19 protein-coding genes, 1 tRNA gene and 1 other RNA gene are annotated in these 23,693 nt (G+C 41.9%); 5 read left to right on the top strand and 16 right to left on the bottom strand.

What is annotated here, in order from left to right:
• Window positions 1-86: 86 nt before the first annotated feature.
• From AAEY87_RS00355 to coaD, 15 genes are all read right to left on the bottom strand, one after another.
• Complete coding sequence (locus tag AAEY87_RS00355; protein ID WP_068034346.1) at window positions 87-482, bottom strand: DUF4845 domain-containing protein; 396 nt, start codon at window positions 480-482, stop codon at window positions 87-89.
• 217 nt (window positions 483-699) lie between these two features.
• Window positions 700-1,602 carry a signal peptidase I gene (gene lepB, locus AAEY87_RS00360; RefSeq protein WP_350655458.1) on the bottom strand — a complete coding sequence of 301 codons (903 nt, stop codon included), beginning with the start codon at window positions 1,600-1,602 and terminating at the stop codon, window positions 700-702.
• Window positions 1,603-1,728: 126 nt separating this feature from the next.
• Window positions 1,729-3,525 carry a translation elongation factor 4 gene (gene lepA, locus AAEY87_RS00365; RefSeq protein ID WP_068034341.1) on the bottom strand — a complete coding sequence of 599 codons (1,797 nt, stop codon included), beginning with the start codon at window positions 3,523-3,525 and terminating at the stop codon, window positions 1,729-1,731.
• A 438-nt stretch (window positions 3,526-3,963) separates the two neighbouring features.
• On the bottom strand, window positions 3,964-5,193 hold the full coding sequence (locus tag AAEY87_RS00370; RefSeq protein ID WP_068325856.1) for a capsule polysaccharide biogenesis protein: 1,230 nt from the start codon (window positions 5,191-5,193) through the stop codon (window positions 3,964-3,966).
• Between the two features lie 135 nt (window positions 5,194-5,328).
• Entirely contained in the window at window positions 5,329-7,932 is a 2,604-nt protein-coding gene (locus AAEY87_RS00375) for a capsule polysaccharide biogenesis protein (protein WP_350655459.1), read from the bottom strand.
• A gap of 55 nt (window positions 7,933-7,987) precedes the next feature.
• Window positions 7,988-9,769, bottom strand: a complete 1,782-nt coding sequence (locus AAEY87_RS00380) for a polysaccharide biosynthesis/export family protein (RefSeq protein ID WP_350655460.1) — start codon at window positions 9,767-9,769, stop codon at window positions 7,988-7,990.
• Between the two features lie 142 nt (window positions 9,770-9,911).
• Window positions 9,912-11,018 carry a KpsE/RkpR family capsule polysaccharide export protein gene (locus AAEY87_RS00385; protein WP_227514101.1) on the bottom strand — a complete coding sequence of 369 codons (1,107 nt, stop codon included), beginning with the start codon at window positions 11,016-11,018 and terminating at the stop codon, window positions 9,912-9,914.
• A complete protein-coding gene (locus AAEY87_RS00390) occupies window positions 10,996-11,667 on the bottom strand; it encodes an ABC transporter ATP-binding protein (RefSeq protein WP_068034331.1) in 672 nt (223 codons plus the stop codon). Before AAEY87_RS00390 ends, AAEY87_RS00385 begins: the two co-directional genes overlap by 23 nt.
• A gap of 90 nt (window positions 11,668-11,757) precedes the next feature.
• The gene (locus AAEY87_RS00395) at window positions 11,758-12,570 is read right to left on the bottom strand and encodes an ABC transporter permease (protein WP_068325849.1); all 813 of its coding nucleotides are present in this window, start codon (window positions 12,568-12,570) and stop codon (window positions 11,758-11,760) included.
• Between the two features lie 250 nt (window positions 12,571-12,820).
• Window positions 12,821-12,897: transfer RNA gene (locus AAEY87_RS00400), tRNA-Met, on the bottom strand.
• Window positions 12,898-13,029: 132 nt separating this feature from the next.
• An RNA gene (gene rnpB / locus AAEY87_RS00405) (RNase P RNA component class A) lies at window positions 13,030-13,395 on the bottom strand.
• A gap of 87 nt (window positions 13,396-13,482) precedes the next feature.
• Window positions 13,483-14,223: a dethiobiotin synthase gene (gene bioD / locus AAEY87_RS00410; protein ID WP_350655461.1), complete on the bottom strand. Its 741-nt coding sequence runs from the start codon at window positions 14,221-14,223 to the stop codon at window positions 13,483-13,485.
• 70 nt (window positions 14,224-14,293) lie between these two features.
• Window positions 14,294-15,601 carry an adenosylmethionine--8-amino-7-oxononanoate transaminase gene (gene bioA, locus AAEY87_RS00415; RefSeq protein WP_350655462.1) on the bottom strand — a complete coding sequence of 436 codons (1,308 nt, stop codon included), beginning with the start codon at window positions 15,599-15,601 and terminating at the stop codon, window positions 14,294-14,296.
• A gap of 124 nt (window positions 15,602-15,725) precedes the next feature.
• Window positions 15,726-15,974: a YfhL family 4Fe-4S dicluster ferredoxin gene (locus AAEY87_RS00420; protein ID WP_021814308.1), complete on the bottom strand. Its 249-nt coding sequence runs from the start codon at window positions 15,972-15,974 to the stop codon at window positions 15,726-15,728.
• 60 nt (window positions 15,975-16,034) lie between these two features.
• Window positions 16,035-16,547: a pantetheine-phosphate adenylyltransferase gene (gene coaD / locus AAEY87_RS00425; protein ID WP_068034323.1), complete on the bottom strand. Its 513-nt coding sequence runs from the start codon at window positions 16,545-16,547 to the stop codon at window positions 16,035-16,037.
• A 273-nt stretch (window positions 16,548-16,820) separates the two neighbouring features.
• Here coaD and smpB point away from each other — a divergent pair, with 273 nt between their 5' ends.
• Entirely contained in the window at window positions 16,821-17,297 is a 477-nt protein-coding gene (gene smpB, locus AAEY87_RS00430) for an SsrA-binding protein SmpB (protein WP_068034322.1), read from the top strand.
• 134 nt (window positions 17,298-17,431) lie between these two features.
• On the opposite strand, the gene rarD is transcribed toward smpB, so the two are convergent.
• Window positions 17,432-18,454 carry an EamA family transporter RarD gene (rarD, locus tag AAEY87_RS00435; RefSeq protein WP_502945431.1) on the bottom strand — a complete coding sequence of 341 codons (1,023 nt, stop codon included), beginning with the start codon at window positions 18,452-18,454 and terminating at the stop codon, window positions 17,432-17,434.
• 223 nt (window positions 18,455-18,677) lie between these two features.
• On the opposite strand from rarD, the gene AAEY87_RS00440 reads away from it, so the two are divergent.
• From AAEY87_RS00440 to AAEY87_RS00455, 4 genes are all read left to right on the top strand, one after another.
• Window positions 18,678-19,145 (top strand): Lrp/AsnC family transcriptional regulator, encoded by a 468-nt coding sequence (locus tag AAEY87_RS00440; RefSeq protein ID WP_350655463.1) that lies wholly within the window; start codon window positions 18,678-18,680, stop codon window positions 19,143-19,145.
• Window positions 19,146-19,403: 258 nt separating this feature from the next.
• Window positions 19,404-21,848, top strand: coding sequence for a YgiQ family radical SAM protein (locus AAEY87_RS00445; RefSeq protein WP_350655464.1), 2,445 nt, complete (start codon window positions 19,404-19,406; stop codon window positions 21,846-21,848).
• Window positions 21,849-22,307: 459 nt separating this feature from the next.
• A complete protein-coding gene (locus AAEY87_RS00450) occupies window positions 22,308-22,757 on the top strand; it encodes a hypothetical protein (protein WP_350655465.1) in 450 nt (149 codons plus the stop codon).
• A gap of 386 nt (window positions 22,758-23,143) precedes the next feature.
• Window positions 23,144-23,674: a hypothetical protein gene (locus AAEY87_RS00455; protein WP_350655466.1), complete on the top strand. Its 531-nt coding sequence runs from the start codon at window positions 23,144-23,146 to the stop codon at window positions 23,672-23,674.
• Window positions 23,675-23,693: the final 19 nt, after the last annotated feature.

The raw sequence follows: 23,693 nt of genomic DNA on the forward strand, positions 1-23,693 counted from the left end.
CGTTTAAATAATTGATAGAATTATTTCACAAGAGTCGTCTGACCCTTATGAATTATTGTTAATGGGTAAAAATCTTATGAGAATGCCTACTCTACCGAGGCAGCATTTATTTCACCTTCAAAACGATTAACGATATCGACATTACCGAAAAAGTTACTGGTTTTATCATAGTCTTTATAAATGGCCAGTTGACCTGTCTTGTTATTGGTAAAAGTAAATACTTCTTCAGCGGTCGTATCATAATCAGCATTAATAGAGAGTTGACGGTTAACACGTTCAACGAACTGTTTTGCAGTCTCACCATTATTATTAGCTTCTTTTAACTGCGCACCTAACGTTTTGCTTAGCTGGTAATCACCAACTTGTGCAGGCATGATCGCAATAATCAATTTGCCAGCAATAACAATAATAATTAGCAGCAAGACAATACTAGTCACACTAGACCCACGCTGAGACGTCAAACTCGTTAACTGGTGCGCCATGAGGCCCCCTCTAATGATTTAATTTAATGTATTCTAACCAGTTGTTTTATCCGCCCTATCTATTTTTATATCTCATTTTTTTATTATCCGTTTGTGTACCTTGATATCCACTACGATTAATATGTCAAATATAGTATAAATTTTATTTTGATTAGGGTCAGTATGAATACTAGCATAATATATAATAAACAAAACAGTTACTGATTAGAAACAATAATCAATCAATTGAACCATTACGAGAGAAAGTTGGAAGATTAAGTCCTGGTGGCTTATGCATCCAAATATAGACGGCTTTACCCGCTAAATTTTCATCGGGTACGAAGCCCCAAAAGCGTCCATCAGCACTACGATCTCGGTTATCACCCATGACGAAATACTCACCATCAGGCACAGTAACTTGCCACTCTGTCCCCACTGAACTGACTACTTCTGGCGATTGCTGCTGTAAGAACGGTGCATATTGCGAACTATTCATATCTGAAAGATAGCGCACTAAATGCTTATTCTCACCTTGAGTTTCTTGAAAATATTGTGCTTGGTCTTCTTCTTGCTGCCCCATCTGTGTCGCTTCATTCTCAGTCAGTACCTGACCTGGCATCACTTGACCAGCTGGGTAAAGTTGCGCCGTTAGATCAGTGTTAGCATCGAAATTCACTGACTTAGTATCTACTGGCACATCATTAATCGCAATTTGTCCCTGATTATAGCTGACCGTATCTCCCGGTAGACCTATTACCCGCTTGATATAATAGATGCTAGGGTTTTCAGGATAGCGAAATACTATGACATCACCATGCTCTGGTGAGCCAGTATCTAGTACTTTATTATAGGTGAGCGGTAAGCGTACGCCATAAGCATATTTATTGACGGCAATAAAGTCACCAGTATATAGAGTTGGCACCATAGACGATGATGGAATATTAAAAGGTTCAATCAAAAATGAGCGCACAACCAGCACTACTGCCAATACAGGGAAAAAGTCATAGGCCCAGCGCACTAGCAAGCTCTCTTTACCGCGGCCACGTGTTTTACGCTGTTTTAGTGTTAACTTGTCTAGTAACCATATAAAACCTAAGGCTATAGTTAACGGCACCAAAATCAAATTGAAATCAAAATCCATGCTAATTTGCCTATTAAAGATCTGCTTCTATGACCATGTCAATTTGTCATGCCAGTCATGGTCATTTAGAGTTTTAAACAGTGACTTACATGCAGTGATTACTTACTAACTCAGCTATCAGATTATTTAATCTACCTGCAATACCGCTAAGAAGGCTTCTTGTGGAATCTCCACATTACCAACTTGCTTCATACGTTTTTTACCAGCTTTTTGCTTAGATAGCAGCTTTTTCTTACGCGAGACATCACCGCCATAACATTTGGCTAATACATCTTTACGCATGGCTTTAACCGTACTACGTCCAATTATTTGGCCGCCGATAGCGGCTTGAATGGCCACGTCAAACATCTGCCGTGGAATAAGCTCTTTCATCTTGGTAACCAGCGCATTACCGCGATAACGAGATTGTGTTTCGTGCACAATCATGGCTAAAGCGTCAACTTTTTCACCGTTGATAAGTACGTCAACTTTAACCAATTTATCGACTTGATAACGTTCAAAGTTATAATCAAGTGACGCAAATCCGCGCGAGACTGACTTTAGGCGATCAAAGAAATCCATCACCACCTCACCCATCGGAATATCAAATATCAGCTGAACTTGTCTGCCCATAAAGCGCATATCAACCTGTACACCGCGGCGCTCAATACACAAAGTCATAACGTTACCGAGATAATCCTGCGGCACTAAAATCTGACAACGGGCAATCGGCTCACGGAACTCTTCGATATTATTCGGTTCAGGCAATCTTGATGGATTATCAACATAGATGATGCTGCCATCTTTTTTTACAATCTCATAGATAACTGACGGCGCAGTGGTGATAAGATCCAAGTCATACTCACGCTCTAGGCGCTCTTGGATAATCTCCATATGCAGCATACCTAAGAAGCCACAACGGAAACCAAAGCCCAACGCATCAGAAGTATCTGGCTCAAAAAATAGCGACGCATCATTAATTTGCAACTTCTGTAGTGCTTCACGAAACTTTTCAAAGTCAGTAGATTCAACAGGGAACATACCAGCATAGACTTGCGGCGTAATCTGTTTAAATCCAGGGATACGATCAACGTCAGGTGTCTTAGAATGCGTAATGGTATCACCGACTGGTGCACCAGCAATATCCTTGATACCAGCGATAATAAAGCCTACTTCACCAGCTTCTAAAATCCCTGTATCTAAAGGTTTAGGCGTAAACACGCCAATAGAGCTGACTGGATGAGCCTCTTTGGTCGATTTAATATAAATTTTATCGCCTTTTTTAACAGTACCTTGACGGACACGTACTAACGAGACAACGCCTAAATAGCTATCAAACCATGAATCAATAATTAATGCTTGTAATGGTGCTTCACGATCACCTGTTGGCGGTGGAATAAACTCAACCAACGCTTCAAGTAGTTTATCAACACCAAGACCAGATTTTGCTGATACTCGCGGCGCATCTACCGCGTCAATACCAATAATATCTTCAATCTCTTGGATAACGCGCTCAGGCTCAACTTGTGGTAAGTCAATCTTATTCAAGACTGCCATCACTTCCAAGCCTTGATCAACGGCAGTATAGCAGTTGGCAACAGACTGGGCTTCCACGCCCTGCGCCGCATCTACAACCAATAACGCACCTTCACAGGCAGCTAATGAACGCGAAACTTCGTATGAAAAATCAACGTGGCCAGGGGTATCAATAAAGTTAAGCTGATAGCGCTCACCATTTGGATGGTCATAAAATAAGGTGACCGATTGTGCTTTGATAGTAATCCCACGCTCGCGCTCAATATCCATGGAGTCGAGTACTTGCGCCTGCATTTCACGATCTTGCAAGGCACCGCACATCTGAATAAAGCGATCGGCAAGCGTCGACTTGCCGTGATCAATGTGGGCAATGATAGAAAAGTTACGAATATTGGCTAATGCAGTCACAAAGCGCCTACTAAATAAAAGGTGATTGGATAACCGCTACTGAACAAAAATACTTGAACAAACGGTACTTGAACAACAGTGGAAAAATAACGGTTATTAGATATTATTGCGATAATAATTTTGGAAATAAGATTTAAAAAATAAAAACTAGTGGTGTCAATTGTGGTAACTAAAGCGTATTTAAAAAGAGCTAAGTTAATAACATTTATTATTAAAGCCACTGTTCATGACGCTTGATGATATACACAGACATGTGAGCGTATTCTAGCAGTTTTCCACTGTAAAGTAAGGCGATTTTATTGGTAAGGATTTGATTCGTAGCTAAAATTGACGACTGACTGGAGCTAATAGTTATAGAAAGCTTTAAATTAAAGGTTTATAACTCTAAAATAGTTACTGCAAGATATCGACAGATATTTACTGACTATGGCTGCTGAACTATTTAGCAGTATCAGACATTATGCCTGTGGTCTCTGACTGCGGTAAGTACTTATACATCCATGGCGATTTACCGTAAAACGCCCCGTTGATTTGAGTTTGCTCAATCAGATACTCACGGAATCTTAGATAGAACTCATTATCTGGATGTGTAGGCTGCTGCCAAAATTGCGCAAGTGTCTTAGGATCTGTGAGCTTAGGGGTATCGTAGATGGCTCGTCCCATCACTTTGGTAGGTTTTTTATGGTACACCGACTGCAGACCCGTTGTACTATTGATAGTCACCATACCGATACTATGCTTCATAAGTGTTGGCAAGTGCATATCACAACCATAAAACACTCTTGATTTAACTTGATAACGTGCTGCTAGGCTTGCCACCAACTCACGATAATCACGGTGACCACGATCTAACGGATGATGCTTAAATACCAGTATCTGCGTTGTGTCAGCATATTCTGCAAAACTAGCGATCACCTCGTCAATGAACTGCACCACATCACGGTAACCACTATGATGAGTAATTTGCGAGTCATTATGTACCTGCAAGCTAACCAAGAAATAGTTGTTGTCTGCTTGGGTGATTAGCTGCTTTTGTAGCTTTTTATCGGGTAGATAACCACATAGCTTACGCCAAGGTGCTTTTAGCCAAGCTATCGCTTCTTGCCATGCTGTCATCCCGCGATAATGGGAATAATGCGGATAGCGCGATTTATATAGTCTAGTAATAATGTAATACACAATGGCGGCGATACTCAATCGATAAAAGCGATTATGCGTATACAGTGGTTTATCATTGGCTTTTTTGAGTGCCTTAATATCCGCTATATTTAAGCGCGAATAACCATTGATGCCGTGCTCTTGCAGGGTAATATAATCAGGACGTAAATAGCCTTCTTCAAATACAAAAAAGGATATGCCTAGTTTTTCACTTAAGCAGGCAGCCTGTGTATGATGAGGACGACAATCACCAAAACAGACAATCGCATCAATACCATGTTCGACAATAAAAGCTTGCAGCCAAGATGAGAACTGCGCCAAAGTACCTGTATATTCATGAGCATTAGAATGGCGATAAAAAAATGCATCACCAGCATTAAAGTTAATTTTGCTCACTTCAATATCTTGAGTTTGCAAAAACGTAGCAAAACGGCTAAAAAACCCGCCCATCTTTCCTTGTAGCAGCAAAACGTGTCGATGAGTAAGCAATTGATGCATCGATGCTGCCATAATATTACATACCATTAATTAATGAATAAAGGATGAGACTAAATTGAACGGAAAAATTTCTGATAATAACCAGATTGTACATAAATTATACCGAAAAAAATCATACTTGTCGTAATGGATTTATTTTGACATAAATTAATGAGAAATTTTGCGTAGGCGCTGTTGCCATTTATGACGCTGCTGCATAAAACGCGTGGCAGTACGACGTTTAAGATGAGCAGTTACTTCTGATAGTTCGGACAATTTCGCTGATGAACTATTGGTTGCACTGGCTATACTACTATGTTGTTTAATTTGCAAAGTCTTCGCATTCTTATTAGGCGGATATAAGTAGTCAATCACTTGTTCTACTTGAGCAAGCCCATAGCCTTTAGGCAGGCGATATAGTGGATAACGTATGAGTGCACAATGCAGCAGTTGCTCAAGTGATAACGTAGTGTCTCGTTTGCGCCTATGTAGATAGTCAGATTTTGGCGATAACTGTGCATCAATATCGGTCGTTAAGCCCCAACCTGCATAAAACGGCAAACCGTAACAAGTGACTTTTAAACCACGCAATAATGCCTCAAAGCCCGTTAATGAACTGATCGTATGTACCTCATCAATACACTCTAAACAATCAGGCATCGCTGTATCATAAGCGACCGCTTGCACCTGCCGTAAGCATTCTGCCTCGACTCTGCCTGTACGCAGTCCTGCTTCCACATCTGGATGGGGTTTGTAAATTAAATAAGCATCAGGATTGTCTCGTCGTACACGCTTAATCAAATCTCGATTGGTTTTAATGTCTGAACCACAATACTGAACCGATAAATCATCCTCTACTTGTCCAACGATAAGTAAGCGCGGTTTACCAGATACCTTTGCATCCTGCATCCATTGCATTTTTTGACTGACAGCGTTCAATTTATTATCAGAACCAACCTTATTAGCAATGTCAGCATCAACCTCAGTACCAACATTATACTTACTAACTCGCTGAGTAAGCAGTTTGGCTTGAAGCTCCCGTACTCGTGCATTTTGCTGTGGATTTAACGCCTCACAGTTACGTAATAATGTCTCTAAATCCGACGGCTGAGTCGCATCATAGTAGATACCTTGCTTATCTATCACAACCGACAAGGGTGCTAGTAATGTAGCACCCAAGCCATTTGAACGGATAAAACCATCTTCCATACAATAAATAGTTGGCATGTCCGACATTGGCTGTTTCGTAAGTTTGCTCTGTAATTTTTTTTGAATTTGTTGCCGTTTAGCTAAGCCCCAGACTAATAGTGGCTGCTGGTAATTGACTGTAAAATGATCTGGATGTAGCAAGTTTTTCAGACGCGGTTTGGGTTTAATGAATAATGTCGTGCGCGGCAGATTAACAAAAGCCTTCACAAAAGGCAGCTTCCAACGGCTGAATTCATATACCGTCAAGTTACCTTCGAGACGTGCTTGCCAATATCGATTGGTCACTAACCATTCAATCGCGGTATCAATGTCACAAGCCTGCTTGGTTGCTGGATCTACATAATGACTATAGTCAATATAGACGCTATAGAATAATGCCTCTAACGTCGCATTGAATGTACTATTAGCTGCTATAGAAGATTGTTTGTTACGCAAGTTACGCAGTCGCTGAGTGATTTTCAATCGTTTAGTAGATTGCTTAGATAATGATGCTGATTTTGATGGTTTTAATGACTCTTCAACCGCCGGCAATGTGGCTGCGAATGTTTGACGACGTTGTTTGACTGATTTGAGTAAATTTTTTGGTGCACCACTATCATCGGTAAGCCCCCAACCACTATACCAATTAACCCCAAAGCAATGCACTGTTTTGCCTAGCATTAATGCTTCAAAGCCCATATGTGAGCTGACCGTATAGACATCACTGACTTGCGCAAGCAATCCAATAGGATTAAATGCTTGAGTCAATAGTCGGACGTTTTTGGGTAATTTTAGGCTGGTAAGATATCCTGACTTTGCGGCAGGATGAGCCTTGATCCAAATGTGAGCATCGGGATGATTGCGACAAGCAGCTTTTAGCATTCGCTTAAACTGGTTTTTATCCGCACCAGCACCTTTGATGGAGGCATCGCCAGCGACTTGATCAATCAATAACACATGCGATTTTAACGAGTCTTGTTCTACGTGACCGTTTTCTTCAGCAATCAGTTTATCTAATGACGGACAAGTAATCACAGCATTATATTTACTTAGTTTCTCTTCGCAAATACGTGTCATCAACTGCAGAGCATGTTTTTTATCTAAGACATTGCTATCAGCGTTAGAGCATTCTTTGGCACGCGCAACGATTAACTGCTCAAGGCGTGAGGTTTGCATTAAATCAAAGTAAATACCCACATCATCGACAACTACGCTTAACCCATGACGACTGCTAATACCAGAATCTAATGAGCGTAAAAAGCCATCTTCGATACTTAAAGTCGTCAGCTGTTGACGATCAGCAGACTTTTTGGCTCGTTGATAGCTCTTTTTATGACCCCATCCAATAAAGGCGTCAGGTGTCTCAAGATCCGAATTAAGATGCTGCTGTAAACCTGACCATGGATACCAGCGCTGAATGTTTGCTTGTAGCACCTGAGATAACAGTACGTTGTTGCGACGCATGCCTTTGCCAATTACTGCTAGATTATTCGGTAGTTGGCGTTGAGTGGGCAAAAAACGTAGCGCATCATTAGAGGTAGAAGTTATCGCCACCTTGCCTTCACGTGCTACGTTTTTTGCCATTTTTGACATCCTTTTTGATTATTTCTGCCTCAACTTATGAATCTAGCATCAATAGTTATAAGTCTAAAATAACTTTAGCTGCGACTGCCAATTGATAAACAATCTGTGAGATTCCGCGCGTAATCTCTACACGTTTGGTTTTAACCTTTGGTAAGACCATAATTTCATCACCTTGCTGAATACGATAAGCAGTATTGACCACTTCGTTTGCACCATTTTGATGAATAATCAGAATCTCTTTAGTATCGGCATTATCCCCAAAGCCACCTGAATTAGCAATATAATCGCCAACCGTAAAGTCTGGATTAAAGGTCAACGCACCTTGTGCTCGCACTTGACCGTTGACGGTAATCACTGATGTTTGCGCAGGTATCTCAATGATATCGCCTTGCTGGAGAATAATATCCTGCCAAGAGTTTGGTACGACCACTATTCGACCATCAGTCTTTACACTACGTGCTTTAGCCACGAATTGTTTAACTAAATTGGCATCATCTTGACGTAGCGCTGCCTCTTCACGCGTCGTTGATTGAGTAGCCAGCGTTAATTCTTCTAAGCGATCAAGCGACTCATTAATCATGCGTTTTTGCTGCTCAGCCACTGATTGACGGTAAATAGTCAAATGGGTCAGCTTCGCTAACGGGCTCGGTTGTAATTTTGGCACGATATCTTTCAGGCGTGCGCCGTAAGGTACGACCATTGCACCATTACCAGTATGAGCGCCTTTGACTTGTACCGCGATAGTACCTGCATAACGGTCTGAGGTCACTACCATCTGATCGCCATTATAGACAGGAACGTTTTGGGCGTCAGCAAGTGAATAATACTCTGCCGTCTGCGCGCGTCCTGCACTACGAGTAATACTAACGTTGGTGGCATTCGCTGCGGGACTGGCAACTTGCAATACGTCACCAATGGTCAAGTCATTGACATCAAACTCAAAAGTATATTCGTTCTGAACTTGCCCGCCAACTACAAACGTCTTTTTCTGCGGTGCAACAGTAATCACATCACCATCTCGAAATGCGAATGACTGTAGCTTACCTGCTAATAGAAAATCATACAGGTTAACTTGCTGTAGCAACTGACCATTACGTTTTATTTGAATATCGATATAGCTACCACGAGTCGGATCAACACCGCCTGCCCGATCTAAATATGACAATACTGAATCTGCCGCAAGCCCGCCATAATAACCGGGTTGCTTGACGAAACCTGTCACAAATACTTTAACCGGTTGCGCTTGCTCTAATGAGGCATAGACACCAACGTTTGAGCGATAAATACGACTGACAGCACTTTTAACTACGTTTTGTAGGTTGCCGTTCTGTACACCGGAGACACGAACTGGACCGATATTAGGTAAGAAGATATTGCCTTGTGGATCGACTGTCATCGTTGAGGCGTATTGATAGGCACCCCACATGCGTACCTGTACATTATCACCAGGATTAATCGAATAGCTATCATTAAAGGTAGAACCCGAAGTCGTTGAAAATGCACCACGGAACAGCTGCTCACCAAACATCAAGTCTTTAGTATTGATATCTTGATAAGGGCGCGTCGTATTGATAACCGACTGACTAGGCAAGCTTGCTGAGTTAACCGCCTCTTGCGTCGCTCCTTGTCCTAGAACACCACCAGCAAAAGCTTGCGTTGAGACATTAATATTATTGCGATTTTGATCTTGGCTCGCATTATTAGCACTGGTACCAAAGCTAGAACCTGCTATTTGATCTGCGTAACTGCTCGCTGCTAGCGCTGGAACGCTGGTTGCAGCCATCGTTAAACTTAATACTTTAATCATCGTCACGATAGGACGTGGTTTCATGTTCATGAGCTGTATTCCTTTGCTGATCTGTCGATCATTACTAATATCTGGTTTATCCAATCGTTCACGATTATCAAGTGTATTAAGCTTTTAACATTCTACAGTGTAAATAACCAATAGATGTGATTATAAAGAAGTCATAATCAAACTAGCTGCGATGGTCACGCACAACGGCCATTACTAAACGCACGAAGCCATAAAACATTAATAGTAGTGCCAGCGATGTCCAGATGATATAAAGACGGCGTGGATATAACGCTTCTTCAGCTTCATAAGGAGTCGAAATCACAATCAAATTTTTCATTTTTCTAAAGGCTTCTAAGCGCGACTTTTCAAGTGAAGACAGTGACAACTTATATAGCTCAGTAGCGAACTCAACATCAGCTTTTATACTCTCAAACTGTACAGCTTGACGGTTCAATTTGGTCGTATTTGGTGAAGTTAGCTTGGTTTGCTCTTGACTGATTTGTTCTTCAACCGCTTTGATTTGGCTTCTTAACGATACTACTTGCGGCGCATCAGGATTTAGATAGCTAAGCAGTTGGCGCTCTTCAGTCCGTAGTGAACTAAGTTGCCCTTGCAAACTACCGATCAGCTGGTTAACAATTTGCGCATTGGCTTGCGGATCGTAAATCTCATTTTCATTTTGGTAGTTAAGTAATTGTTCTTTCGCTTCATTTAAACGATCTTGTGATTCATCCAATTGAGTTTCAGCAAATATTAGCTGATCACGAGCGACTTCTTGTGAGATACGGTTAACGAACTGCTCAGACTCACCCAAGATAGCTTTGTTAAGCTCAAAAGCATAATCTGAATCAAAAGCTTCTGTCGATACTGAGAGTACATAGCTTTGCTCATCGAGATCGATATGCACACGTTTTTTAAAGTATTCTAGTAAATCCTCTTGCGAGGCGTCAGGGTCTATCTCATAGATAGGATCTGAGCCATCTACATAATAAGCTTCACGGAACTTAAACTTATTATCAAGACGTTTGACCATATCATTTGACAAGATATATTCAGTCAAATAAGTGGCATCTTCTTTACTGGTGCTGTTTACCCCTAACAATGCCGATAAACCACCGCCAGAAGGCACACTAGCATCACTGACTTGCTTTACCACCACGTCAGCAGTTGAAATAAAGCGCGGATGAGCAAGTGTCATGACATAATAAATCACCAGCACCCAAGGGAGGATCACCAAGCCAATAAACAGCAAGAAGTCAATAATCTTATTTTTTCGCTTTGTGGACATGCTCTTCATATACCTCAATCGCTTCTTTTGTATCCTCAAACACGTGTGCTGTTTGATCCATTAACACAATACCAATATCACAGTTTCGCTTAATATCACCAATATTATGTGACACTATTAGAAATCCTGCTTGCGCACGGCGAGCCGCTAAAATATCTTCACTACGTTTACGAAAAGCGGCATCACCAACAGCGCCCGCTTCATCAAGCATATAATAATCAAAATCAAACGCTAGGCTTAAACCAAAAGTGAGGCGAGATTTCATGCCCGATGAGTAGCTTTTGACCGGCATATCAAAGTAATTACCGATATCAGCAAACTCTTCAACGAAACGAATCTTTTCATCAATATAAGGTCCGCTTGAGTACAGACGACAGACAAAACGTACATTTTGCCGTCCCGTCAAGCTACCCTGAAAGCCACCTGCCACGCCAACTGGCCACGAGATCGTTGAGTTGGTGATAATTTCGCCATGATCTGGCTCATCAAGTCCGCATATAATACGTAGCAGCGTTGATTTACCAGCACCATTACGGCCTAGCAAACCGACACTTTGTTTATCACCAATGGTCAGATTTAGATCTTTAAATAAATAATGCCGACCTTGCTTGGTCATAAACGATTTAGAAACGTTCTTAATTTCAATCATTTACTTACCATACTTTTACTTACCATACCTTGTTATTTAATATATCTGAAAACTAATCACTATAAATGGATTGGTAGTCCTTCAAACCTTCTATTTTGAACGTATTAAATCTCTTTCCACTGCTTTATACATTAATAGACCTAGGAAATTAACAGCTACTGTCCACTTTAAAAAATAACTCATATCGATATGATATGCAGGATAATTGGGCGCGAGTGAGTGCCTCATGAGTTCAATATTATGGATAAAAGGATTATAGAGCAGGTAGCTAAAATAAGGTTCAGGAATGATATGAATAGAATAAATAATACCAGAAGCAAAATATAAAATAGTGAAAATCAAACTGATAATTTTACTAATCTCACCACCATAATAGCCGATAACCATCATAATCATCGCTAGACCAAAGCCAAATAAAAATAAGGTCAGCCAGCAAAATAACACCACGTCTAAATGCGCAAGACTAATAGGAATATCGATAAATGCCAGTACGAGCAACAGAAGTACAAAGGTAAAAAAGTAAATCACTAACTCTAAGAATGAGCGCGCAATAATAACGTCAATATGACGGACTGAGCGGTACATTAAGAGACCTTGATTGGCTTCTACTGCCCCTAATGATCGTGTTGCTATCGTACTCATCATACGAAACGGTACTAAGCCTGCCACCAAAAACAGCATGTAGTCCATCCCTGGGAGCACACGCGTCATAATAGTACCAAAAATAACTAAATAAATAGCAACTTGGAATATGATTTCTAAGGGTGCCCACAGATAACCTAATCGATAACCACCAAAGCGCGTTTGTAGCTCACGCATGAGCAAAGCGTGGAATGCAGCACCCATGACTTTCAGGCCACTGCGATGCTTAATAGGACGATAAGGAGGCAATTGTACGGACATGTCGTTACAGGACTTCACTAAAAACAGCCCCTATGATAAGTAAGAGGGACTTAAGTTACAAGAATTAATCTGTGAGTAAGCAGATAAAGCTATGATTTAGCAAGAAATAGGCAGGTAAACGGAATAGGTAGCAATCGTTTGTCAGTCTTATATCATTGCTATGCACGTTATCTAGCAGTTTATTTTAGGCAAAAAAAAACCAACCACAAAGGATTGGAGTTTTTAATAAAACGAGCTACTGCAATATAAATGGTGGCGATGAAGAGACTTGAACTCTTGACCTCACGATTATGAGTCATGCGCTCTAACCAGCTGAGCTACATCGCCATTTTAGGCTCGGTATTATGCCGATACAGGTGACTAACGTCAACCCCTAAACAGCATTTTTTTGCAAAAAATATGAATTTTATTCAAATTAACTGCAATTATTAATACTACTACCAAAAAACGAACAATAAAAATGTTGGTAAACCGATAAGCCGGGTTCTGTCGTGGACAATCATTCCTCTAGGCGTACAATCGCTCGTACGCTCAAGCAACCTACCCGCATCGAACGCGGGCCGCGCCATGCCGATGCCTATTTGGTCTTGCTACGCGTGGAGTTTACCATGCCGTGAACTGTTGCCAGCCACGCGGTGCGCTCTTACCGCACCCTTTCACCCTTACCGATGATATCTAGGATACCAAAGGCGGTCTACTCTCTGCTGCACTGGTCGTCAAGTTACCCTGCCCAGCCGTTAGCTGGCACGCTGCCCTATGTAGCCCGGACTTTCCTCCCCTGCTCATCTGTTGCCAGTGTGCAGCGGCGATTGCCTAGTCTACCAAGCGCGCTAGTATAGCAAATCTAATGACAATATAGGAATGTCTTTTGGGTTTATTTGCACTTTTATAATAATACTGTCAAAAAATCACTCAAATAAAGCCCTGTGGTAAAGTCCAATCATTATCTCTCAGTGATATTTTAGTATCAGACACTGCTATGTTTCTTAAGTAAGGCAACTGTAGCCAATGCGTGGTTGGATACCTTTGACTGAGATGCTGTTGTAGAAAATCAATGGTGCTGTTCGCAATCTCGGTATCCGTATTATCAGTAACGTCATGAATATGATTATAAATGACGCTATGAATTTGTAGACCACGCGATTTTATTGCTTCCAAACTAAGTAAAGTATGATTGATACTACCAAGCCGTCCCGAAGTCACTAAAACAATAGGATAGCCTTGAGCTGCAATATAATCTAAGGTTAATAATTGCTCAGTTACTGGCACTAATAACCCGCCAGCCCCTTCTAATAGCACTACCTCATAATCTACTTGCAGGCTTTTTGTAGCACCAGTAATAACATCAGGATTGAGCGTTTGCCCTGCTAATCTGCTAGCTAAATGCGGTGAAGCAGGTTTTGGATAACGATAAGGGCAAGTTGTAAAATCCAAATCGCATGGCTGTAGTGGAATAGCCATTAATTGACGATGAATAATAATATCGTCAGCAACACTCATTTCACCATTGTTTGAATTTATTGCCACCCCCGTTTGCACAAGCTTTTGGGTCATGACACTGATGCCTTGCTGCATTAGCGCTTTAGCAATCATTCCGGTAGCATAAGTTTTACCAATATCGGTATCAATGCCGGATATAAATAGAACACTCATCGTTTACCTTATAAAAATAGCTTAATTTTATAACTTAATTTTATAACTTGGTTTTTGCGTATGCTTAATTTCATTGAGCCAGTTTTGAGGTTTCAAGATAGCTTGTCACTACCTTTAACAATGCTTGGCATAAGACCTCAAGTTCACTATCAGTGATAATATAAGGGGGCATGATATAGACCAATTTACCAAAGGGTCTGACCCAAATACCTTGAGCTAATAGCAGCGTTTGAAAGATAGGCATGTCAACGGCCTCATACAGCTCAATGACTGCTACCGCTCCTAAACAGCGCACTTCTTTGACACCGTTTAACCTTGCGGCTGGGGCAAGCTGTTGCTCCATCATCGTTTGCATCTCTACGGTACGATTAGGAATGTCGTAAGACAATATCAAGTCAATCGAAGCACAGGCAACTGCACAGGCTAGCGGGTTCCCCATAAAAGTAGGGCCATGCATCAGTGCTGGATAATCACTATCATGAATGGTATCAGCAATTTTTCGGGTACATAAGGTAGCGGCAAAAGTCATGTAGCCGCCTGTAAGCGCCTTACCAATGGTCATAATATCAGGGCTAATATCAGCATGCTCACAGGCAAATAATTTGCCGCTACGGCCAAAACCGGTCGCAATCTCATCAGCTATCAGCACCACATCATGCTCATCGCAAAGCTGACGCAACAGTTGCAAATACTCAGGGCTATAAAAGCGCATACCACCTGCGCCTTGAATAATGGGCTCAATAATAAAACCTGCTAACTTTGAACCATACTCTACAAAAAATGTGGTCAATACTGCGCGCTCAGACTCTGTTAACGCTCGTCCAAACCCTAAAGGCGGCGCAGGTACAAAGTGCTGCATCGGCAGTTGCTTTCCATACAAGCTGTGCATCCCTGCTACCGGATCACAGACACTCATCGCATGCCAAGTATCACCATAATAACCAGAATGGGTTGAGGCAAATTGTTGCTTGGTTGGGCGTTTTGCAGCAATCTGATATTGCAGGGCCATTTTAAGCGCGACTTCTACTGCGATGCTACCACTATCAGCGTAGAAGATAGCATCCAGCCCAGCAGGGACGATAGAGAGAAGTTTTTTGCCTAAGTCTATCGCTGGCTGGTGGGTCAAGCCTCCAAACATGACATGCGCCATTTTACCCAATTGCTTGGTAAGTGCTTCATTCAGTTTAGGGTGATTGTAGCCATGAACGCTTGCCCACCATGATGACATGCCATCGATAAGGCGCGTGCCATCTTCGGTAATGATATAAATACCCTCGGCACGATCAATAATGATATTCGGATAAGTAGGTGGCAGGCTGGCATATGGGTGCCAGAGGTGCTGCTGATCAAAGTCGCTGGTAGCAGTATTGACAGTCATAGTACGCTCTCAAACGACAGGAATTTGCTTTCAAAAAAACATATTGCAAGTTGAATATCCGTATTCGTCATATTATTCCTAGTCTTTAGAATTTTTATCCATTGATAGCATAATCTGCAACGTATTATTGACCAGTAATGCGTTTGTATTTGGACAATAAATCGCTTTCAGTTTCGACATGGTTAGGGTCATGAGGAATACAGTCAACAGGACAAATTACCACGCATTGTGGTTCATCAAAATGACCAACACATTCAGTGCACAAATCAGGGTCGATAACATAAATATCGTCCCCTTCTGAGATAGCCTCGTTCGGGCAGGCAGGCTCACATACGTCACAATTGATACATTCATCAGTGATTAATAATGCCATGATCTGCTCCTCGCTCTACTGGCAGCCGATATTGTTCGGCGGTGTCAGTGAGTGCTTATTTTATTTAACGTTTAACTTTTGCGTAAAGGCTTGCGAGACGCAAGGGGGAACGAATTTGGTGACATCACCGCCAAGTTTGGCAATTTCACGAATCATCGTCGATGAGATAAACGAATAGTTCTGAGATGGGGTCAAAAATACTGCTTCAAAGTTTTCATCGAGCTCACGGTTCATATTAGCCAATTGAAACTCATATTCAAAATCTGACATCGCGCGCAGGCCACGCAATACGGCAGTAGCGTTTTTTTCACGCATAAAGTCTACGAGTAAACCTTCAAAGCCAATCACCGATACTTGCGGTAAATCAGCAAATACTGTTTCGACCAACGCTACGCGTTCCTCAAAATCAAATAAAGGCTTTTTATGATGTCCTGAGGCCACCGCAATCACCACTTCATCGAACAGCTTAGTTGCTCGCGTCACTAAGTCCACATGACCATTGGTAATGGGATCAAAGGTACCTGGGTATAGAATTTTGGTATGCAATTTTGAAGAAGTAGCAGGATGGCTCATAGCATGGCTAATATAGTCGGTAATGTTACGCTATATGCTAGCAAATTTTGTCCAAACTTAATACTTATCTGCTACATTTGTCCTAACAGTTGACTTACATTTTTGTTAGGCGCTTTGCTACAATAGTCGGTTCGACTCATCCCTTCTAGCATGCCTAGTATAACAAACCAGCATGACAAAAAAGACAACTTCTATTAAAGGGGTAGGATGAGGAATAGTTAGACAAGGACAATATATACAAACTATGCATATAGAAGTCCTTATGGAGAAATTATGTCAAAAAAATCAAGAAAACCTGACAATCAAATTGCCAGTAATAAAAAGGCTCGGCATGAGTATTTTATTGAAGAGACATTTGAAGCAGGATTAGCATTACAAGGCTGGGAAGTTAAGGCTATTCGTGCCGGTAAAATGACCATTACCGAAGCTTATATTATCTTTCGTAATAATGAGGCGTTTATTTTTGGCGCGCATATTCAGCCGCTGCTCTCAAGCTCAACGCATGTCAGCCCTGATAGCATCCGTACCCGTAAGCTGCTGCTCAATCGCCGCGAAATCGAAAAGCTCATGGGCGCGGTCAATCAAAAAGGCTATGCTTGCGTGCCATTATCTTGCTACTGGAAAAACTCACTAGTGAAATGCCAGATTGCACTTGCTTTAGGTAAAAAACAGCATGATAAACGTAAAACCCTAAAAGACCGCGATTGGGAACGTGATAAGCAGCGCGGCTTTAAGCAGCATTTAGACTAAATCTAATTGGATTAGAACTAAGCAGTTAAAGCCATTATTTTAGTCTATAACAAAAACGGACGACTCAACATTAAGCTGAGTCGTCCGTTTTTTATTTATCTATTATTTTACAAGAATATTATTGATTATCATTCTTACGCTACTTGCTCTGTTATCGAAGATTGCATATTTTTACGAGCTCGGTACAGCTGGCGAATACCATGAACAATCAAACAAGCAATCCCTAACCAAATCAAACCGTAGCTATAGATCATCGCTGATTCAAATGGATTGCCCAATACTGTGACCGCTAAAATAAACAATAGCGCAGGTTCTAAATAACTCATCATGCCATAGACATTCACTGGCAGCATTTGGCTGGCATCAACGTTGGTTTTCATGGCTAAAACACTAAGTACGCCCAACCCTACTAGCATCATGATAAAAAATCCAGACCCGCTAACGAGCATTAGACTACTCGGTGCAATAAAGAATAAGTAAGCCATGGCAAATGGAGCAAAAATGGTTAAATCAACTAGTAGTCCAGTGACTGCGCCAATGCCCTGCATGCGACGTAAAATATAATAGATAGGATAAGTGCCGCAGACCCAAAGCGTTGCCCAAGAAACGCTTTGGGTTCTTACAATCTCACTGCCCACGCCTAATGCAGCAAAAGCAACGGCTAACCACTGTAAACGGCTGAGCTTTTCGCCAAATAAGACGCAACCAAATATCACCATCATCAGTGGAAATAAGAAATAGCCCATCGCGGTTTGTACGCCCTGCCCATTAACCGGTGCCCACATAAATAGCCAAAACTGACTCAAAAATATCGGTGTTGGCAATAGTAACCACGCCCATTGCTTTGCGGTTCTAAGTGTCTTTAATTTATCAAAATGTGAACCTAAGCGACCGCTAATGAGGAGATACCCTATTAATGCGCCCCACATTGCCAGCATACGCCAGATAAATACTTGCGTACCTGATAACGGTGCTAAAAAGCTGCTATACGCATAAAGCACGCCAAATAAAAGGTTTGATAATACGGCCAGCGCCACACCCATTATTAATGTACGTTGCTGAACGCTTCCCGCTGTCCACATCGTAGGCAATGGCAAGCGCGAAACAGTGGTTGCGAGTGTATTTGCGAATACGTTAGATAGCATTGAGATAGACATAGTCAGCCCCGTAAATTTGAATAGACGTTTGAGAAGTCAGCTATTAGCTTTTGTTTTTCACTGCTAAGCTCTGTTCGATACCGTCTATTTTACTAAGACACTGTGAAATATTATCTCTATATAAATGCAATTTTGAATTTATATATCAAAAATTCGCTTTAAAATTGGATTATTTATCAATTTTTAATCTATAGTGATAATACTTTCTATAAGAGTTAATACGATGAGTGAAACTTTAGATGATGTTGATAAAGCCATTTTAAACTTGCTACAGGACGATGCGACGCTACCCTTAAAAGCTGTTTCAGAACGTGTCCATGTGTCTATCGCCACTGCGCAACGCCGTATCCAAGCATTAATAAATAATGGCGTTATTACCAAACAAGTCGCTATCGTCGATCCCAATAAGGTCGGTTACGGGCTTACCGCCGTAGTAATGATAGAGATGGCACGTTCTAATACCTCGATGCAACATCGGTTTGAGCGCTTGATGAATACGCAGCCACAAGTCATGAGCTGCTATGAAGTATCGGGCGATGCGGATTTTATGCTGATGGTCAATGCCAAAAACATGCAAGACTATCATCAGTTTACGACTGGTTTGCTCACTTATGAGAATAATGTGCGCAACTTTAAAAGCCAGTTTGTGATGAATTTTACGAAGAGTGGGACGAAAATTTTGTTGGATTAGCGCGAATGAGATTATTGTATTTATAAAATTTCTAGTAGCCCTTTGATTTTTAACATGCCTGAAAGTCGGCAAGTTGTGAACTTTCCTTTTTACTTTCTTTTATATCAATAGATTATCTCACGCTATCAATAACTTATCCCTACCTGAGGCGAATTCATGTTAAGATGAGCGGTTTTCGAAGGTATGGGAAAATCCCTCTATTTATCTTCAAAAATTCTTAACGATACACAGCCACATTCTTAGCCAACAGGTCCGCTCATGTCTGCCGATACCATCGCCCGCACCGCCTTTAAGAAAGGCACCAAACCTCTTTACGACTACGACAAACACTGGGCGAGCTGCTACGAGCCTGCGCCTTATCTACCCATGAGCCGCAAAGAGATGGACGATTTGGGCTGGGATGCCTGTGATGTCATTATCATTTCAGGTGATGCGTATGTCGATCATCCAAGCTTTGGTATGGCGATTATCGGTCGTCTATTAGAAGCACAAGGCTTTCGTGTCGGCATTATTGCCCAGCCAGATTGGAAGAGCAAAGATGCCTTTATGGAGCTTGGTAAACCAGTTTACGCTTACGGCGTGACCGCTGGCAACATGGACAGCATGATTAACCGCTATACCGCTGACCGCAAGATTCGTAGCGATGACGCTTACTCTCCAGGTAATGTCGCCAACAAACGTCCTGACCGCGCCGCTATCGTTTATAGCCAGCGCTGCCGTGAAGCTTATCCTGATGTGCCAATTATCTTAGGCGGTATCGAAGGTAGCCTACGCCGTATCGCCCACTATGACTATTGGTCAGATAAAGTTCGTCGTAGTATTTTGCTGGATGCCCGTGCTGACGTTTTATTGTATGGTAATGCTGAACGCGCCATCGTCGATGTAGTACATGGTCTATCGAAAGGTTACACTTTTGAGCAAATGAGTAAATTGCGCGGTACGTCGTATTTATTGACGCCGACACGTCGTCATTGGCAAGCGGACATGACCGAAGTCGCCAGTAACGATGTCGATACCGTCGGCCGTGTTGATCCAATTATCAATCCGTATGTGATGACCGAAGACGTGGATCAATGCTCAATTGAGCAAGAAAAGCCTAGCGACTCACCAGTTGGGCAAGCCATGACAGGCATGTCGGCACAGTATCAGGGTTTCGTCGCAGAGCCAGTCACCAATAAAATCATCAATGCCGATCAAGTTGACGAAGAGACTCAAGTAGTGCAGATGCGCGGCTTTGATACTACCCTTAATGACAAGCCGATGACGGCGCGTAAGTATAAGATCAAAATGCCGCCACGTGAGCAAACCGTCATTCGCCTGCCTGATTATGAGCATGTCAAATCTGACCCAGTCTTGTATGCGCATGCCAGCCGTATTTTGCATCTGGAGACCAACCCAGGAAACGCTCGTGCGCTGGTGCAACGTCATAGTAGCGGTGCTGGTAATTCACACACCTCAATTGACGTTTGGCTCAATCCACCACCGATTCCGCTATCGACCGAAGAGATGGATTACGTCTTTGACTTACCGTATGCGCGCCTGCCACACCCAAGTTATGGCGATGCACGCATCCCTGCTTATGACATGATTAAGTTTTCGGTCAATATCATGCGCGGCTGTTTTGGTGGTTGTACTTTTTGCTCGATTACTGAGCACGAAGGCCGTATTATTCAAAACCGCTCAGAAGAGTCTATCCTACGTGAAGTAGAGGCGATTCGTGATACCGCGCCGAACTTTACTGGAGTGATATCCGACCTTGGTGGCCCGACTGCCAATATGTATCGTCTCAACTGTAAAGATGAAACGATTGAAAAGCATTGCCGTAAGCCGTCATGCGTCTATCCTGATGTCTGTGAAAACTTGATTACTGATCACAGTAATTTGACCAAGCTATATCGTAAAGCGCGCGATATCAAAGGCGTGAAGAAGATATTAATCGCTTCTGGCCTACGTTATGACTTGGCGGTTAAAGACCCTGAATATGTTAAAGAATTGGTCAGCCATCATGTCGGTGGCTATCTAAAAATCGCCCCTGAGCATTCAGAAGAAGGCGTGCTGTCGAAGATGATGAAGCCCGGCATGGGCAGCTACGATAAGTTCAAAGCCATGTTTGAGCAGTACAGCCAAGAGGCTGGCAAAGAGCAATATCTGATTCCTTACTTTATCGCCGCGCATCCGGGTACTAAAGATGAAGACATGATGAACCTTGCGCTTTGGCTAAAAAGTCACGGCTACCGTGCTGACCAAGTGCAGGCATTTTATCCTAGCCCGATGGCAACGGCGACCACCATGTATCATACCCATAAAGACCCGCTACATAAGATTAGTCGTAGTGAGGGTGACATGGATATCGTCAAGTCTGGCAAGCAGCGTAAATTGCACAAAGCGTTCTTACGCTTCCATGATCCAAAAAACTGGGTACTTTTACGTAAAGCATTACAAGATATGGGTCGTAGTGATTTGATTGGTAAAAACCGTGGCTGCCTAATTCCGCCATTTAATGCCAGTTTGGAGGGCCGCGATGCCGCGCAAGACAGCTATCAATCGGCACGTAAAAAGAACAGCCGCCTTGGTAATGACTCAGTGAAGCGTAGCAATGGCTCAGCCAATAACAATGCAGCTAGTAAGAACAACAAAAAAAGTGTGAGCAAAGGTAATTTCCAAACGCAGCATACTGGTTTACCACCGCGCAAAACTAAGTAATATTGATAAGTCGTTTAAGTAACATAAAACGATGGGCTGAACCTTATCAGCCCATCTAAGTAAGACAATAAAAAGCGCACATTGGCTCCCAAGTCGATGTGCGCTTTTTTATTTGAACTGGCTTATTTAATTTGAGAACTATCGATATAGTCGATTCACTCTAAAAATGGCATGGTGCGGCTGATAGAAATTTTTGCAGCCGCGCATGTAGATCAAATATATGACACTTCAATTTAGTACAATCTATAGTTATTTGAACTCACATATTATTCAAATTTATGCTTTTGCAAACTCTCTAAATTAAGAATTACATTAGTCAGCTGTTACGTAACGAAACTCACAGCTAGCAAACAATTTCTAACATTTCTCAGGCTTCGTTTTCGTTACTATATGCGTCATATGCTTAACGCATTGTTAAATACAAATAAACGATATGACTTGATGCTTTTGGAGAGAACCATGAATACCTTAACTAAGATTGCTACTGCCTTACCTGCCCTTGCTCTACTTAGTGCTTGTGCTACTACCGCGCCAACGCCTACTGCGCCAAACACTCCTACGACTCCAACAACGCCAAGTACTACTACTCCTGCTTCAGAAAGCGTAACCAATGCTGCCTATGATCGCATGGCGCCAGCTCCTTATACTTGTACTGATGACAGCCAAATCCTTGCAAAACAATCTATTAATAAAAAACAAGTAATGTTGACTGCTACGTTACCTAAAGTAAACTGGTCACAACAACCAATTATCTTGAATGGCGGCGTAGAAGGCGATACGGCAAGCTATGTAAATGAGTCAAACCCAGAAGTTGTCTATGCATGGCATATGAAAGGCGATAAAGGTATCTTAGCGATGAAATGGGCTGATGGTAAAGAATACCAAGTAAACTGCCAAGTGGATAGATAGTAATTCCATTTTAATCATTCATTAATAATGATAAATCTATACTTGTTAACCTTAGCATTAGTGTAAACAGTCATCGAAAGATGGCTGTTTTTTTTATGCATGTAGTCCATAAAACATATAGTCAGTTCGAAATAAAATCGATACGTTAATAGCGATGTGCTACTGGGGTAAATTTTTCTTGCGTGCTGTTCGCAAGCGTGACAGAGGCTGCAAAAAATTTACCCCAGCAGCACTGTATCAGTTTTAAAGTGAACCAACTATACCTGTCTTACCGATATTTCTATAACAATCGCTCGTTTGCTGCATTTTGCTAGAGAAGCATAACGAAAGCTGTCAAAATAGCGCTTATATAAAAATTTATGATTAATAATAAAGAGGATATGTCGATGACGAAGCGTCTAATGAGTATTATGATAATTGCTACTGCAAGTATGTGGGCGCTAACAGGCTGCGACAACAGTGCTGATACTGCTAGTAAAGTCTCTGAAGATGCGGTAACAACATCAGGCTCATCGACGACAGCAAAAACCATCGACTGGTCAGTAATGTCAAGTGGCGAATCAGCTGCTAACCTCGCTGACTACAACTATCCGTTTGAGCTCGATAGCCAATCTGTACAGTCATATGCTGATTACTTCAAAGTAGATAATGCAACTGCCCAGCATAATTTGACAATAAGTATGGCAAGTAACGAAGCACTGTCAAAGGTGCTCGATCAAGTCAGTGATAGCTATACTTCTCATGAGCTGACCGATGGCAAAGATATGAAGCTTATCATTCATACTACGCCCGATGTCGCTGCCAGCAGCTATGATTATGTGTTAGCTGATGACTTTGCTAAAGGGCTGGTGTTGCCTATCGTGATTCAGCCGGATGGGGTGAAGGGTGAGGTTGAGGTGCATGGTGAGGTGGAGTAGAAGTTAATAGCGTGTGTTT

The organism is Psychrobacter sp. S1-30-MNA-CIBAN-0213, from assembly GCF_040309845.1.
Lineage (GTDB): Bacteria > Pseudomonadota > Gammaproteobacteria > Pseudomonadales > Moraxellaceae > Psychrobacter.

Bases quoted from the DNA above. Each gene is read 5' to 3' on its own strand.
- AAEY87_RS00355 (WP_068034346.1), bottom strand. From the start codon at position 482: ATGGCGCACCAGTTAACGAGTTTGACGTCTCAGCGTGGGTCTAGTGTG.
- lepB (WP_350655458.1), bottom strand. From the start codon at position 1,602: ATGGATTTTGATTTCAATTTGATTTTGGTGCCGTTAACTATAGCCTTA.
- AAEY87_RS00370 (WP_068325856.1), bottom strand. From the start codon at position 5,193: ATGGCAGCATCGATGCATCAATTGCTTACTCATCGACACGTTTTGCTG.
- AAEY87_RS00375 (WP_350655459.1), bottom strand. From the start codon at position 7,932: ATGGCAAAAAACGTAGCACGTGAAGGCAAGGTGGCGATAACTTCTACC.
- AAEY87_RS00380 (WP_350655460.1), bottom strand. From the start codon at position 9,769: ATGAACATGAAACCACGTCCTATCGTGACGATGATTAAAGTATTAAGT.
- AAEY87_RS00385 (WP_227514101.1), bottom strand. From the start codon at position 11,018: ATGTCCACAAAGCGAAAAAATAAGATTATTGACTTCTTGCTGTTTATT.
- AAEY87_RS00390 (WP_068034331.1), bottom strand. From the start codon at position 11,667: ATGATTGAAATTAAGAACGTTTCTAAATCGTTTATGACCAAGCAAGGT.
- AAEY87_RS00395 (WP_068325849.1), bottom strand. From the start codon at position 12,570: ATGTCCGTACAATTGCCTCCTTATCGTCCTATTAAGCATCGCAGTGGC.
- bioD (WP_350655461.1), bottom strand. From the start codon at position 14,223: ATGAGTGTTCTATTTATATCCGGCATTGATACCGATATTGGTAAAACT.
- bioA (WP_350655462.1), bottom strand. From the start codon at position 15,601: ATGACTGTCAATACTGCTACCAGCGACTTTGATCAGCAGCACCTCTGG.
- AAEY87_RS00420 (WP_021814308.1), bottom strand. From the start codon at position 15,974: ATGGCATTATTAATCACTGATGAATGTATCAATTGTGACGTATGTGAG.
- coaD (WP_068034323.1), bottom strand. From the start codon at position 16,547: ATGAGCCATCCTGCTACTTCTTCAAAATTGCATACCAAAATTCTATAC.
- smpB (WP_068034322.1), top strand. From the start codon at position 16,821: ATGTCAAAAAAATCAAGAAAACCTGACAATCAAATTGCCAGTAATAAA.
- rarD (WP_502945431.1), bottom strand. From the start codon at position 18,454: ATGTCTATCTCAATGCTATCTAACGTATTCGCAAATACACTCGCAACC.
- AAEY87_RS00440 (WP_350655463.1), top strand. From the start codon at position 18,678: ATGAGTGAAACTTTAGATGATGTTGATAAAGCCATTTTAAACTTGCTA.
- AAEY87_RS00445 (WP_350655464.1), top strand. From the start codon at position 19,404: ATGTCTGCCGATACCATCGCCCGCACCGCCTTTAAGAAAGGCACCAAA.
- AAEY87_RS00450 (WP_350655465.1), top strand. From the start codon at position 22,308: ATGAATACCTTAACTAAGATTGCTACTGCCTTACCTGCCCTTGCTCTA.
- AAEY87_RS00455 (WP_350655466.1), top strand. From the start codon at position 23,144: ATGACGAAGCGTCTAATGAGTATTATGATAATTGCTACTGCAAGTATG.